The sequence below is a fragment of the Actinomyces ruminicola genome (assembly GCF_900103885.1).
In the GTDB taxonomy this organism is placed as follows: Bacteria; Actinomycetota; Actinomycetes; order Actinomycetales; family Actinomycetaceae; genus Actinomyces; species Actinomyces ruminicola.
This window is the reverse complement of sequence record NZ_FNIM01000007.1, coordinates 1-14,604: the sequence shown is the minus strand read 5'-3', so window position 1 is coordinate 14,604 and position 14,604 is coordinate 1. Positions and strand designations below refer to the sequence as shown.

The 14,604-nt window shown below is 69.2% G+C and carries 11 protein-coding genes; 1 reads left to right on the top strand and 10 read right to left on the bottom strand.

Annotated elements, in window-relative coordinates:
* Positions 1-12: 12 nt before the first annotated feature.
* From BLR49_RS07045 to fbaA, 8 genes are all read right to left on the bottom strand, one after another.
* A complete protein-coding gene (locus BLR49_RS07045; protein ID WP_092535563.1) occupies positions 13-699 on the bottom strand; it encodes a YesL family protein in 687 nt (228 codons plus the stop codon).
* A complete protein-coding gene (locus BLR49_RS07040; protein WP_092535560.1) occupies positions 699-1,649 on the bottom strand; it encodes a carbohydrate ABC transporter permease in 951 nt (316 codons plus the stop codon). Before BLR49_RS07040 ends, BLR49_RS07045 begins: the two co-directional genes overlap by 1 nt.
* A 12-nt stretch (positions 1,650-1,661) precedes the next feature.
* Complete coding sequence (locus BLR49_RS07035; protein ID WP_092535557.1) at positions 1,662-2,600, bottom strand: ABC transporter permease; 939 nt, start codon at positions 2,598-2,600, stop codon at positions 1,662-1,664.
* 16 nt (positions 2,601-2,616) lie between these two features.
* Entirely contained in the window at positions 2,617-4,431 is a 1,815-nt protein-coding gene (locus tag BLR49_RS07030) for an alpha-glucosidase (RefSeq protein ID WP_092535554.1), read from the bottom strand.
* Between the two features lie 139 nt (positions 4,432-4,570).
* Positions 4,571-7,564 (bottom strand): glucodextranase DOMON-like domain-containing protein, encoded by a 2,994-nt coding sequence (locus BLR49_RS07025; RefSeq protein ID WP_092535551.1) that lies wholly within the window; start codon positions 7,562-7,564, stop codon positions 4,571-4,573.
* A 108-nt stretch (positions 7,565-7,672) separates the two neighbouring features.
* Entirely contained in the window at positions 7,673-9,304 is a 1,632-nt protein-coding gene (locus BLR49_RS07020; protein ID WP_092535548.1) for a type 2 periplasmic-binding domain-containing protein, read from the bottom strand.
* 356 nt (positions 9,305-9,660) lie between these two features.
* Positions 9,661-10,692 (bottom strand): LacI family DNA-binding transcriptional regulator, encoded by a 1,032-nt coding sequence (locus BLR49_RS07015; protein WP_092535545.1) that lies wholly within the window; start codon positions 10,690-10,692, stop codon positions 9,661-9,663.
* A gap of 217 nt (positions 10,693-10,909) precedes the next feature.
* Entirely contained in the window at positions 10,910-11,959 is a 1,050-nt protein-coding gene (gene fbaA / locus BLR49_RS07010; RefSeq protein ID WP_092535542.1) for a class II fructose-bisphosphate aldolase, read from the bottom strand.
* 244 nt (positions 11,960-12,203) lie between these two features.
* On the opposite strand from fbaA, the gene BLR49_RS07005 reads away from it, so the two are divergent.
* Complete coding sequence (locus BLR49_RS07005; RefSeq protein ID WP_092535539.1) at positions 12,204-12,641, top strand: Hsp20/alpha crystallin family protein; 438 nt, start codon at positions 12,204-12,206, stop codon at positions 12,639-12,641.
* A 123-nt stretch (positions 12,642-12,764) separates the two neighbouring features.
* Here the strand turns inward: BLR49_RS07005 and BLR49_RS07000 are convergent, their stop codons facing one another.
* Together BLR49_RS07000 and pyrE are read right to left on the bottom strand one after the other, a co-directional pair.
* The gene (locus BLR49_RS07000; protein ID WP_245690534.1) at positions 12,765-13,460 is read right to left on the bottom strand and encodes a TrmH family RNA methyltransferase; all 696 of its coding nucleotides are present in this window, start codon (positions 13,458-13,460) and stop codon (positions 12,765-12,767) included.
* The gene (pyrE, locus tag BLR49_RS06995) at positions 13,453-14,019 is read right to left on the bottom strand and encodes an orotate phosphoribosyltransferase (protein ID WP_092535812.1); all 567 of its coding nucleotides are present in this window, start codon (positions 14,017-14,019) and stop codon (positions 13,453-13,455) included. The genes BLR49_RS07000 and pyrE overlap by 8 nt, the downstream gene beginning before the upstream one ends.
* Positions 14,020-14,604: the final 585 nt, after the last annotated feature.

The window sequence follows — 14,604 nt, the reverse complement described above, 5'->3', positions numbered from 1 at the left end:
GTGGTTCCAGGCCTACAGCGCCGACGCCGCAGCCGGATGTCCCGCCGATACCTTGCGCCGCCCGCCGAGGACCGACACCCCCATCCCCGGCAGGCCGCCGAAGGTGTACACGGACGCAGCCACCACGCCCACGACCATGGACGGTCCGAAGGCCACGAACACGCCGGGCCAGCGGCTCCACACCCAGGCCGACACGCCCAGCAGCACCACCATGCTCAGCGCGCAGCGCGCCCGGCAGACCACGGCGACGGCGGCCCGCAGTATCCAGCCCAGCGGCGCCTCCGCGTGGGCGCGCACCGCCCAGGCCGCCAGCGCCACCACGGCGTAGACGGCGTTGATCACCAGCAGCAGCCCGGACACGCCGATGCCCACGGCCCCGCCCAGCAGGTTCCAGTTGGCCAGGTAGTAGTCCCAGGCCAGCAGCGCACCCACGGCCGCCTGCGCCCAGCCGAAGCGGTTGGCCCCGCGCAGTTCGGCGCGCCAGGCGGCGTGGAAGACCTGCCAGGCGCGCCGGGCCCTCCAGGCGTGGTCCTGGTCCAGCATCCAGGTGCGGTAGGTGGTGAAGGCGGCGCCCACCGAGGGGAAGAATCCGATCACCACCGCCCCAGCCAGCGTGTGCGCCACGAAGGCGGCGTTGATGGTGGCCACCAGCATGATCACCCGGCACAGTCGCTCGTAGCCGAGTGCCACCCCTCCCATCAGCCCTTCACCGCCCCGATCATGACGCCCTTGTTGAAGTACTTCTGCAGGAACGGGTAGATGATCAGCAGCGGCACCGTGGAGACGATGATCACCCCGAACTTGATCTGGTCGGCGAAGTTCTGCGACTGCAGGGCGCTCATGCCCGCCGAGCCGGCCTGGGTCTGGTTGGCCAGCAGGATCATCTGCAGCACGTTCTGCAGGGGCTGCAGCTCCTGGTTGTGGATGTAGATCAGGCCGGTGAAGTAGTCGTTCCAGTGGCCCACGAAGTAGTACAGGCCGATCACCGCGATGATGGCCCCGGACAGGGGGATCACGATGCGGAAGAAGAAGCCGAAGTAGGACAGCCCGTCCACCTGGGCGGCGTCGCGCAGCTCCTCCGGGATGGAGTTCTCGAAGAAGGAGCGGGCGATGATCATGTTGAACACGCTGAAGGCTCCCGGGAGGATGAACACCCACATGGAGTTCAGCAGCCCCAGCTGCCGCATGAGCAGGTAGCTGGGAATGAGCCCGCCGGAGAAGAACATGGTGAAGGCGAAGAAGAACATGATCACCCGGCGCGGGCGGAACTCCCGCCGGGACATGGCGAAGGCCGCCGGCAGCGTCACCACCAGGTTCACCGCGGTGCCCAGGAAGGAGTACAGCAGCGTGTTGCGGTAGCCGGTCCAGATGCGCGAGTCCGCCAGGATCTGCTCATACCCCTTGAAGGTGATGCCACGCGGCACCAGCGTTACCTGCCCGGTGGACACCAGCGTCGGGTCGGAGAAGGAGGCGATGACGATGAACCACACGGGGTAGACGACGGCCAGCACGATCACCGCGATGATCAGGGCGATGACCGCGTCGATGATCCGGTCCATCGGCTGCTTGCGGTAGCCGCGGCCGCGCCGCCCGCCTACGGGCAGCGGAACCCTGACCTTGGGAGCCGGCACAGATGCTGTGTTGCTCATGTCTCATCCCTTCTAGAACAGGCTGGTGTTGCTGGTGCGCCGGGCCACGCCATTGGCGACGACGAGGAAGATGAAGTTCACGACGCTGTTGAACAGGCCGATGGCGGTGGAGTAGGAGAACTGGCTGCCCAGGATGCCGATCCGGTAGGTGTAGGTGGCGATCACCTCCGAGGAGGTGATGTTCAGTGCGTTCTGCATCAGCCAGACCTTCTCGAAGCCGACCCCCAGCACGGAGCCCATGTTCAGGATCAGCAGGATTCCCGCCGTCGGCAGGATGGCCGGCAGGTCCACGTAGCGGATCAGCTGCAGCCGTCCGGCGCCGTCGAGCTTGGCCGCCTCGTACAGGGCCGGGTCCACCGAGGACAGGGCCGCCAGGTAGATGATGCAGTTCCAGCCGGCGTGCTGCCACACCTCGGTCACCCAGTACACGCCGGTGAAGGCCGAGGCCTCACCCATGAGGTTGGTGCCGCCCAGCAGCCGCCCCACCAGCCCTGTGCCCGGGGCCAGGAAGATGTTGATCATGGAGACCATGACCACCGTGGAGATGAAGTGGGGCATGTAGGTGATGGTCTGCACCGCGCTCTTGGTGCGCTTGGAGCCGATCTGGTTGATCAGCAGCGCCAGCACGATCGGGGCGATGAAGCCCATCACCAGCGTCCACAGGCTGACGCGCAGCGTGTTGCCGATGATCCTGGTGAACATGGGGTCGCGGAAGAACTGGCGGAAGTACTCCAGGCCGACGAACTCCCCGCCGGTGAGCCCCTTGGTGATGTCGTACTCGCGGAAGGCCAGCTGGACGCCGTACATCGGCACGTAGCAGAACACGGCGATGAAGGCGATGGCCGGTGCCACCATCACCCACAGCTGCCAGTAGCGGGACAGGTGGTGGCGCAGCCGCGCCCACAGGCCGAGGCGCGCACGCGTCGGCGTCGTCTGGGGAAGGGTGGTCATTGGCACGTTCCTCCTGTCAGATCCGGTAGGCGAGCGCGGACCAGGGCTCGAGCCGTCCGGCCCGCAGGGCGGCGACGACGTCGTCCGGGGCGTCATTGGCGATCAGCACCCGCTCGGGAGAGGGCTGCCCGATCAGGGCCGCGCTCGCCGCGGGCAGCTGCACGCGCTGGCCGGAGAGGTTCACGACGACGAGCAGCCCCTCCTGCCCCAGGCGGCGGGTGAAGGCGTAGACCTCCGTCTCGGGGTCGACCACCTGCCAGTCCCCCAGCACCACCACCGGCTCGGTGTGCCGCAGCTCGATCAGGCGCCGGTAGAAGGAGAAGACGGAGTCGGGGTCACCGACCTGCGCCCGGGCGTTCAGCTCCACATGGTTGTCATTGACGTCGATCCACGGGCCGGCACCGCCCGCGGCGGTGAAGCCGGCGAACCGGGAGCCGTCCCACTGCATGGGGGTGCGGGCGTTGTCCCGGCTCATGGCCGCCAGGCCGCGCATCATCTCCTCGTGGCCGACCACCCCGGTCTCGCGCACCAGCTGGCCGTAGAGGTTGACGGACTCCACGTCGCGGTACTGCACCAGGCTGGTGTAGCCGGCGTTGGTCATGCCCAGCTCCTCGCCCTGGTAGATGAAGGGGGTGCCCCGGTGCAGGTGGAGCAGCAGGGCCAGGGCCTTGGCGGAGCGGGCGCGCAGCTGCGGGGTGGAGTCGTCGCCCCAGCGGGAGACCACGCGCGGCTGGTCGTGGTTGCAGAAGTACAGGCTGGGCCAGCCGCTTGCGGCCGTGTCCCGCTCGTAGCGCTCGAACACGCCGCGCAGGTCGGACACCTTCCAGGGGGCGAGGCTGAACTTGCCGGCGGGCCCGCCCTGGTCGATGCCGGTGTGGTCGAACAGGAACAGCATGTCCAGCTCGCCACGGGCCGGGTCGGTGATCTGCCCGGCGCGCGCGGAGTCGACGCCGATCGCCTCGCCGATGGTGAGGAAGCCGTCCCGGTCGGCGAACACCTCGCGGCGCATCTGCGCCAGGAACTCCTCCAGCCGCGGCCCGTCGGCGCTGAAGGGGATGGCGGACGAGTACCCGTCACCGCCGGCGGGCAGGGCCGCGATGGTGGCGCCGGGCGTGCCGGGCAGGCGGCCGGCGTCGTCGAGCCGCTTGGAGATCAGGGTGATCACGTCCATGCGGAAGCCGTCCACGCCCCGGTCCATCCACCAGTTCATCATCTGGTAGATGGCCTCGCGCACGCGCGGGTTCTCCCAGTTCAGGTCCGGCTGCTTGGGGGAGAACAGATGCAGGTAGTACGCCCCCCGCTGGGGGTCCCAGGTCCAGGCGGGTCCGCCGAACAGGGAGCCCCAGTCGTTGGGCTCGGCGCCGGGCGTGCCCGGCACGGTCCCCTCGCGGGCGGGCTGCCACCAGTAGAAGTCCGCATACTCGGCGTCGCCGGCGCGCGAGGCCTGGAACCAGGCGTGCGCGTCGGAGGTGTGGTTGGCCACCAGGTCCATGACGATCTTGATGCCCCGCGCGTGGGCGGCGGCGATCAGCGCGTCCATGTCCGCCAGCGTGCCGAACATCGGGTCGATGTCCTGGTAGTCGGCGATGTCGTAGCCGTTGTCCTCCTGCGGGGAGACGTACACCGGGCTGAGCCAGAGCACGTCGACGCCGAGTTCGGCCAGGTAGTCCAGGCGGGAGATCAGGCCGGGCAGGTCGCCGTAGCCGTCACCGTTGGAGTCCTGGAAGGAGCGCGGATACACCTGGTAGACGACGGCGTTGGCCCACCAGGGGTGGGGGTCGGCGCCGTTGGAGTGTCCCTGCGGGAGCGGTGCGCGTTGGATGGTGGTCATTGAGTCTGCTTGTCTTTCTTGTGCTGCTTGCGAATGCACGGGCCGACGGCGCGGCCGGCGGCGGCCCGCCCGTGGCCGGGCGGGCCGCTCTCCGGGTGACTGCGGGCGGGGCGGAGGAGCCCCCGCCCGCACAGGCCCGTCACCCGGCGCTGGGTGCGGAAAGGGTCACGTAGGGGGCGACGATGCGTTCCTGGTTCAGGTCCATCACCGCGGCCTGGTCGGCGTCCCCCGTGATCATGTCGATCGCATTGGAGTCGGTCAGATCGGTGTCGTAGGGGGACTGACCCGTGAGCTCTCCCTTGCCGCCGCCGATGCGGTACTGGGCGACCCAGCTCTCGCAGGTCTGCCCGGCGAAGCAGGCGGGCGAGTAGACGGGCCGGACGTTGCCGACCGCCTCCCCGTCCTCCGACGAGGAGTACATGGACACCTGGTAGCCCGCCCGGGCCAGGTCCAGATCGCCCAGGAGTCCCGCGTCGACGCTGAGGATGATGCGGTTGCCCACCACCGTCAGGGCGACCGGCCCGAGCCGCGTGCCCTCGGCGTCGTACACGCCGGGGCCGTAGGCCGCGCCCTCGTTGCGCCCGTCGCCGACGATCGCGAAGTCCCAGGCGCCCGCGGCGAAGGTGTTGGTTCCCGGCAGCAGCGCCGTCACCTCGTCGGTGCCCGCGACGTCGGCGGCTCCGGCCGCGCGCAGGTAGAGGTTCAGCCGCTGGGTGCTCATGCCGTTGGCGCCCCACGGATTGGTGACCTCGCTGGCGACGCTGGTCACGAAGCGGACGGTGTCGCCGTCGCGGTATACGTCCATGGCGGTCAGGTCGAAGCCGCCGGGGGTGAAGGCGGAGTCCGTGGGGTAGGTGTAGCTGCCGGGTCCGTGGTCGTCCCCCTGGGGGTCGGTCAGGAAGCCGACGGCCTCGCCGTAGGCCTGCACCACGTAGCGCTCGACACTCGCCACCCCGGCGTCGGAGTAGGCGGCGACGCGCACCGTGTTGGTGATCCCGGTCAGCTCCACCGCTGCGTCGAAGGCCCCCGCGGTGACGGGCACGTCCTGCGCCTGGCCGTTCACGGTGACGACGACGCGGGCGGCGTCGGTGGTGCCGCTCAGCTCCACCTGCCGCGAGGCGAGGGTGGTGCCGTCCGTCAGGCCGCTCACGGCCAGCGCGGGGGCAGGGCCCTGGGGCTGGCCGTCGGCCTCGGCGTTCCACCCGTCCCAGGTCTCGGCGTCGAAGTTGAGCCTGCCGGTCTCGTAGCTGGCCCAGTTGTCGCCGGCCTTGAGGATCGCCTCGCCGCCGACCGTGTAGTTGTGCAGGTACAGGCCGTTGTGGTCCGTGATCTCGTTGCCGAGGGTGACCCGGTCGCCGTCGGCACTGGTCAGCAGCCTGAGCACGCTCTGCTGCAGGTGCGGGTCCTGGCCGCCCCAGGCGTCGATGTGGAAGCCGTCGATCTCGATGTTCTCGGTGTTGGACAGCGCGTAGATGCGCATGGCGCAGTTGACGGCGCCCTCAACGGTGGTGTTGGTGAAGCGCAGGTTGCGCACCGTGGTGGCGGGATCGGCGGTGTTGGTGGCGTTCATGTCCTGCCAGTGCGAGGAGGAGTTGAACACGCAGGTGTTGTAGCCGACCCCGCCGGAGTACATGCGGTTGTGAATGATGGCGGTGCCGTCAACGTCCACGCCGTCGATGCTGCGCGGCGACCAGCCCCACTGGATGACCGGCCCGTTCTCGTTCTTCCACACCACGGTGTCACGCACCGACACCTGGGAGTGGTAGAGCTTGAGGACGTCGTCGTTGGCGTGGAAGAAGGTGTTGCGCATGGTGGAGCCGGAGTACAGCTCAATGCCGTCGGTCTGCCAGTACCAGCCGCCCACCTGCTGGTAGTTGGACACGTCCATGCGGAAGGTGTCCTCGTTGCCGTAGACCACGAAGGAGTGGTAGGGCGGCTCCTTGATGGTCACGCCCTGCAGCCGCAGCGTCTGCTCGGCGTCGGAGGAGCCGAACTGCAGCATCTTCACACAGGTGGCGTGGCAGTTGTCCGCGTCCTCGGCCTTGCGCCGGTAGCTGTTGGCGGTGTCGGACTCGTAGGGGTACTGCTCCCCGGAGAGCACCCCGTAGCCGGTGACCCGGTAGTCGGTCTGGCCGCCGTCGGCCTCGGTGGGGTCGGTGAAGCGGAAGGCGCCCTTGACGAAGGCGCCCGGCGCCAGGTACACCCAGCGGACGTTCTCGGGCAGCATGGCTCGGTAATCCGAGCCCATCCAGTAGGTGCCGGGCTTGAAGTAGAGGATTTCCGCCGTCGTGGAGTCCAGGTCCTTGACCTCGCCGGGCTCGACGTACTCGATGGCACCGTCCGCCGCGGTGGGGATGGTGTCGGCGGGCGCGGGCGGCTGGGCGAAGATGACCAGGGAGTTGCGCGGCTCGGTCTCGATCACCGTGTTGCCGTCCGCCTGCGTGGTCAGCCCGGAGGCGTTGGCGTAGACCGTCATGAGCTCGGGATCGAAGTCCACCGAGAAGCGCAGGCCCTCCGCGGAGGCGGGCACCGTCACGCGGACGGTGCGCTCATCCACGAGCGTCTTGCCCAGGTTCAGGGAGGTGGGGCGGATGGTCACCTCGTCGGCGGAGGCGATGGTGGCCCCGGTGTTCAGGGTGACGTCGACGACGACGTCGGTGGCGTACTCGAAGGTGGACCAGGACATGCTGGCCCCGGCGTCGGCGGCGAACTCGGCGCCGTCGGAGCTGGTGTAGCCGCGCTTGCCCTCCCCGTTGCGGGGGATGGACAGGTAGGTGAAGGACTCCTGGGCGTCCTGCGGGGACTGCGCCGGGGCGACCCGCACCGTGTAGTAGGGCGACTGGCGCACCTGGTCGTCGGCGATGGTGCCCGCGGCGTTCTTGACGGCGCCTTCGTGGCCCCAGGTGTGCACGGCGCCGGTGTGGGCGTCCACCGGCGCGGCCGAGGCGGCGTCCTCCGGATTGAGGATGGATGCGCCGTCGGCCGGTGCGGCGGAGGCGGCGGGCGAGGGCGCCGGCCGGTTGCCGGCATTCGGGTGCGGCTTCACGCAGCCGGTGAGTGCAGTGGCGCAGGCAAGGGCGATCACGCAGGCCTTTAGCGCCGCGCGCGCGGGGGTGAGTCGTTGGTGCTGCATGGGTCTCTCCTCGGCCAGGGAGGCGGGCGGCACGCGTGCACGGCGTGCATGGGTCTGCGGCGCGACCGCGCGCCGCCCGCCTTCAGGTGTTGTGTAGTGGAGGGCGGTTCACTCGCTCAGCGAGTTCAGGTCCACTCCCAGCTCGTCCATCTGGGCCTTGTAGGCGTCGTAGATCTCCTGCTGGACGGCGATCGACTCGGCCAGGTTGTTGGCCTCCAGGCTGGCGACGTAGTCGTCCCACTCGGCCTCGACACCGCCCTGGGTGATCCACTGCGCGAACTTGCTCATGGCGTTCTGGTTGATGCCGGTGGCGTTCTTGGACAGCGTGCGCGACTGCTCCGGGGTGGTGGGCATGTTGGAGTACAGCACGTCCTGGTTCAGGTCGATGTTGGCGTAGTTGTCCTCGTAGACGGCGTCCACCTCGCGGTACTCGGTGTGCTCTGCCGGCAGGTTCAGCACCATGTCGGGGCGGATCCAGCCGGGGGCGCCGTCGGCGAGTGCATTGGTGAACTGCCAGTCCGAGGCGTTCTTGGTGGAGTCGGCCGGCTCCAGCACGGTGTAGTCGTTGTCGCCGTTGCGCGTGACGCAGGTGTCGAAGGCGCCGTAGCGCATCTGGACGGTCATGTCGGCGCTGTAGAAGGCGTCGACCAGGGCGAGCGTGGCCTCCTTGTTGCCGGGGTTGGCCGAGACCACGGCCCGGTTGGCCTGGTAGGCGAGGTCGTCGCCGTTGTAGGTCCACACGGTCCTCTCGCTCTGGCCGGCCTCGGCCTTGAGCGCGGGAATGGTGACGTACTGGGGGCCGAGGGTGGAGCCGAAGATGTCAGACGGCGTCCACATCCAGCTCACGCCCACCTTGGCGACGTCGCCGTCGCCCTTGGCGGTGGAGGTGTAGGCGGACCAGTCGTGGGTGAAGGCCTCCTCGGAGATCAGGCCCTTCTCCCACAGGCGGCGCAGGAAGACGATCAGCTCCTTGTAGGCGGGGTCGGTCAGGTAGTTCTTGACCACGCCGTCCTTGGCGTACATGCCCAGGGCGCCGGAGGAGACGGTGATGCCGCGGGAGGACAGCAGCAGGTTGGGGTTGAACAGGCCGAATCCGTCGGTGCCGGGGGCGTTGAAGTCCAGCGGGATTACGGCGGCTCCGGTGCCGGTGGGGTCGCCGTCCTTGAAGGCCTCCAGCACGGTCTCCAGCTCGGCCCAGGTGGTGGGGACCTCCAGGCCCAGGTTGTCCAGCCACTGCTTGTTGATGAACATGTGGTTGGAGGAGCGGGCGGTGATGGAGCGTGCCACGGTGGGGGTGCCGAGGATCTTGCCGTCGGTGGTGGTCGAGACCACCTGGGCGTAGGGCTCGGCGTCGAACATGGCCTGCACGTTGGGCAGGGAGCCGAGCTCCGGCTTGAGGTCCATGAACAGGCTGCCGAAGTCCGCCATGTCACCCGAGCCGAAGCCGCCGATGGTGATGTCGGCGACGTCGCCCGCGGCGAGCGAGGCCTTCTTCTGCTGGTCCCAGGAGGCCGACGGCGTCTCCAGCCACTGGATCGAGCAGCCGGCCGCCTCCTCCAGGGACTTGGTCCAGGCGAGGTCGGACATCTTGGCGGTGCGCGAGTCCTTGACCACCTGCACCTTGACGATCGGCTTGCCGTCGGCGGTGGTGCTGCCGCCGCCGCTTCCGCAGGCGGCCAAGCCGGCGGCGGCGGCCACCGTGCCCAGTGCCAGGAAACCGCGTCGAGACGTCTTCATCATTCCAAACTCCTCGTCGAGCCGAGTGCTTCCCGTCGGGCCCGACTCCTGCGCGAGCCCCCGGTTCTGTCGAGAAGAAGGTTATAGCGAGCACAAGTTTTGCGCAACACTTACGCCCAGACTTGCGTAAACGCCCCCGCAGCCCCACTCCCGACGCCGCCCCTCCCCGAGATCGGTAGAAGTTACGTGCTCAGATCGGTAGAAGTTACGTGCCGAGTTCGCTCAGTGCGGCAGCGGGGCGGGGACACCACCGCACCAGGCCCGGAGAACCCGCCCGTCGCCACCCGGTCAGGCTCTCACCGCCAGCCGTTTACGCAACTCCTTGCGCACCGATTTGCGTGATGTCTCACTCAATCGGGTCACTCGGTGCCCGAGCGCCACGTCGGGCAGATCCCCGTCGACTCGCGCACCACCAACTCGGGTTCGAACAGGAGGTCCCGGCGTACGTCCAGCAGCGCCGGGTCCTCGGTGCAACGCAGCAGGGCCGCGACGGCGGCTCGGCTCATGGCGTCGACCGACTGGCGCACCGTTGTCAGCGCCGGCGAGGTGTACGGCAGCCAGGGAGAGTCGTCGTAGCCGATCACCGAGACGTCGTCGGGCACCGACAGCCCCAGGGACTTCAGCGCACGGATGGCGCCCAGGGCCAATTGGTCACTGGCGCACAGCAGCGCGGTGATGCCCTGCTCGCCGAGGCGCAGCGCCGCATCGCGCCCGGACTCGAAGCCGTAGGTGGTCCAGGCCGTGGCCTCCTCCGGGAGCTCCAGTCCCGCCTCCTGCGCGAAGGCGAGCGCAGCCTCGTGCTTGATCAGACTCGGGTAGTGGTGCGGATCGCCCAGGAGCAGGCCGATGCGCGTGTGTCCCTGGCTGGCGAGGTGACGCATCGCCATGCGCGTGCCGACGGCGTCGTCGGTCATGACGCAGTGCCCCGGCAAGTGCGGCGCAGCGGCATTGATGAACACGGTGGGCAGGCGGCGCTCCCGCAGCATGGCATAGTCGCTGTGGTCGGCGAACTCGGTGTCGTAGCGTCCGGCCAGAAAGATGACGCCGGTCGGCTGCTGCTTCAGCACCATCTCCAGCAGCGAGCTCTCCGAGGCGCCGGTGAGCGTGTAGGTGCACAGCACCGGCAGCATGTTGTTGCGGGCGAGGTAGGTGCTGATCGCCGTCACGAAGGCGGCGAAGATCGGGTTCGACAGGTCGGGCGCGACCAGGGCCACCTGCCTGGGCGTGCCCCGCTGCAGGGAGTCACCCACCATCCCCAACTCGCGCATGGCCTCCAGGATGGCCTGGCGAGTCCTGTCCGATACGCCCGGCTTGCCGTTGATGGCGCGGGACACGGTCGCCTGACTGACGCCGACTCGTTGGGCCACATCCGCGAGCGTTGCCACCGTCATCTCCGATTCGTTGAGAAGGTTCGGCGAGTATATACACCCTCCCGCACACAACTGCGGCCCCGACACCACGTGGGTGCCGGAGCCGCAGCCGGTGCTCACAGCGCGGTCAGGCAGCACCGGGGAGCGTCACCGCACCTGTGCGCGGGCGCTCCCGGCCCGCCCGAGCCGGACGACGACGTGCCTGCTGCCTGCGAGCACGCCGTCGGCGTCGGGCCGATCAGCGCTTGGCGGAGCCGACGGAGCCGAGGCGCTCGCAAGCCTCGACCACGCGAGCGGCCATGCCCTCCTCGGCGGCCTTGCCCCAGGCGCGCGGGTCGTAGGTCTTCTTGTTGCCGACCTCGCCGTCGATCTTGAGCACGCCGTCGTAGTTCTTGAACATGTGGTCAACAACCGGGCGGGTGAAGGCGTACTGGGTGTCGGTGTCCACGTTCATCTTGATGACGCCGTTGCGCACTGCGGTGGCGATCTCCTCGTCGGTGGAGCCGGAGCCGCCGTGCATGACCAGGTCGAACGGGGAGCCGGTGTCCCCGACCTTGGTGGACAGGCGGTCGCCCAGGCGGGCGGCGACGTCCTTCTGGATGTCGCCGAGGATCTCGGGGCGCAGCTTGACGTGGCCGGGCTTGTAGGAGCCATGCACGTTGCCGAAGGTCAGCGCGGTGATGTAGCGGCCGTTCTCACCCAGGCCCAGGGCCTCGATGGCGCGCCAGGCGTCGTCGGCCGTGGTGTAGAGGTTGGCGTTCTCGTCGCCGGAGATGCCGTCCTCCTCGCCGCCGACGGCGCCGATCTCGATCTCCAGGACGGTGTTGGCGGCCTTGGCGCGCGCCAGCATGTCCACGGCGATGTCGATGTTGTCGTCCAGGGACTCCGCCGAGCCGTCCCACATGTGGGAGTTGAACATCGGCAGCTCGCCGCGCTTGACCTGCTCGGCCTCGATCTCGAGCAGCGGGAGGATCCAGGGCTCGAGCATCTTCTTGGGGCAGTGGTCGGTGTGCAGACCGATCGTCACCGGGTAGAGGTCACCGACGGCGCGGGCGTAGGCCGCGAAGGCGATGGAGCCCTTCACGCGGTCGAGGCGGGAGGAGCCGGACCAGTAGGCGGCGCCGCCGTTGGAGATCTGGACGATTCCGTCGGACTCGGCGTCGGCGAAACCCTTGAGCGCAGCGGACAGGGTCTGCGAGGAGGTGACGTTGATCGCGGGGATGGCGTACTTGCCGGCCTTGGCGCGGTCAAGCATGTCGGCATAGGACTCCGGGGTTGCAATGGCCACTGGGTGCCTCCTGATGAAAGTGAATAGTCAGTGGTGCGGTGCTGATTCTGTCACGGATTCACGCGCGCGTGAACCGGATCATGGTCCTGTTTGGCTCCGAGACGCCGTTTCACCGTTGGCGATGACCCTGATCACTCCGCTGGGGCGGGTGCCACAATTGGAGTGCAGGCGGTCGGACGCGCAAGGACGCCCCACCGCTCGACTCTCGGACCGTCCGAGGCCGTAACCACTGGAGGTGGTTTACATGGCAACAACATCCTTCGACCCGTTCCGCGACCTGGACCGCTGGCTGACCGGCGGACTGGTACGCACTCCCGCGTCCGTGGGCATGCCCCTGGACCTGTACCGCGAGGGCGAGACCTTCGTGGCCCGCATCGACCTGCCCGGTGTGGACCCCGCGACGATCGACGTCGACGTCGAGGACCGCACACTGACCGTGCGCGCCGAGCGCCCGGCGCATGAGGCCGAGGGCGTGCAGTGGCTCGCCCACGAGCGCCCCACCGGCACCTTCGCCCGCCAGCTGACACTGGGCCATGGGCTGGCACTGGACCGCATCTCCGCCCAATACACCGACGGCGTGCTCACGCTCACGATCCCGGTGGCCGAGGAGGCCAAGCCGCGCAAGATCGAGGTCACCCACGCCCCGGCGAACCACCCGGTCATTGAGGCCGAGCAGAGCTGACACGGCACGCATCCCCACAGGAGCCCACCCCGGCGGGGGATGCCGCACCTGCGTCGCCGCATCACCCGGCGCTGCGGAGGCGGCAGATCCGTCGTCGCCTCGTCTCCCCGGGCCCGTACCCGCTCAGTCGGGTGCGGGCCCGGCGTGCTGGCACACCCAGGCGTGCATGGCGACGGCGGCCGCCGCGGCCACGTTGATGGAGCGGGTGGAGCCGTACTGGCCGATCCGCAGCACCCGTGAGCAGCGCTCCAGCAGCTCGGGGCTGATGCCCTCCCCCTCGCTGCCGAACACCATCAGGCAGCGCTCCGGCAGCTCCGCCTCCTCCAGCAGCTGCGCCCGTGGGCCGTTGTCGATGCCGATCACCTCGTAACCGGCGTCGGCGGCCCAGGCCAGCAACTCGTCCGGCTCCGCGTGGTGGCGCACGTCCAGGTAGCGGTTGGTGACCATGGCGCCGCGCTTGTTCCAGCGGTGGCGCCCGATGATGTGCACCGCGGCGACGTTGAACGCGTTTGCCGTGCGCACGATCGAGCCGATGTTCAGGTCCTGGGAGAGGTTCTCCACCGCTACGTGCAGCGCGTGGGCGCGTCCGGCCAGGTCGGCGCGAATGGCCTCGATGGTCCAGTAGCGGTAGCGGTCGACCACGTTGCGGCGGTCGCCGTCGGCCAGCAGCTCCGGGTCGTAGCGGGGGTCGTCGGGCCAGGCGGCCGGCCCCCCGGGCCAGGGCCCGACCCCGACCTCGCGCGCATGCGCCGACGTCGCATTCGGATCGGTGGCCTCGGGCGGATCGGCCGGCCCGGGGCGGCCTGTGAGGTCAGTCAAGTCCCAGGTCCGCAAGTCCGAGGGCGGCGTAGTAGGGCAGGCCGGCGGCCTCGATCCGCTCCCGGGCCCCGGTGGCGCGGTCCACGATCACGGCGACGGCGAGCACGTTGGCGCCCGCCTCGCGCAGCGCGGCGACGGCCTCCAGCGGGGAGCCGCCGGTGGTGGAGGTGTCCTCCAGGACGACTACGTTACGGCCGGCGACGTCGGGCCCCTCCACGCGGCGCTTCATGCCGTGGTCCTTGGCCGCCTTGCGCACCACGAAGGCGTCCAGATCGAGCCCCCGGGAGGCGGCGGCGTGGAGCATGGCGGTGGCCACGGGGTCGGCGCCCATGGTCAGCCCGCCGACGGCGTCGACGTCCTCGGTGCTCAGGCCGGCCTCCTCCAGCATGTCCAGCATGACGTGCCCGATCAAGGGGGCCGCCTCATGGTGCAGGGTGGCGCGGCGCATATCCACGTAGAAGTCGGACTCCAGCCCGGAGGCGAGGGTGACTTTCCCGCGCACGACGGCGAGCTCGCGGATGAGTTCGGCCAGGCGGGCGCGGTGGGAGTCGTTGGTGATGACGTCGGTACTCACGCCGCCAAGGCTAACCCGGCCGTGCCGAACGCTGCAGGATGGATTGACTCCCGGGCGCGGAGCGGGCTGTAGGCGTCATGGTCGGGCGCCCGCGGTGCGCGTGTTGAAGGTTCGGCACCCGGGGGTACGAACCGTCGTCGCGAGTGGATGCGCCCTCACCCCGGCGGTCGTCCCCGGCCGCCCGCCCCCGGGGGCGGGGCGGCGTCCCGCCGCGGGGCTCGAGCGCACGAGTTGTCCTCGGGAACACGAGTAAGGCTCAGGCGCACGAGATCCTGGAGGTTTGCACGGGTATTAGCCGTGCAAACCTCCAAGAAGTCGTGTTGATGACGCCAACGCGTGTTCGTGACGTCCCCGACCACGCCCTACGCCCACCGGCCGCCGGCAGGGGCGGTCACAGACAGCAAAAGGCGGCACGCGCCCCGGACAGGCCGACGACCCCACACCGTGGACAGGCTCCACGCGACCCACCGGCACGACTACCACAAGAACAAACAGGGGCCAGCCACCACAACGACCGATCTGGGCACGTGACTTCTACCGATCTCGGCGGTTATAGCTACCGATCTGGGC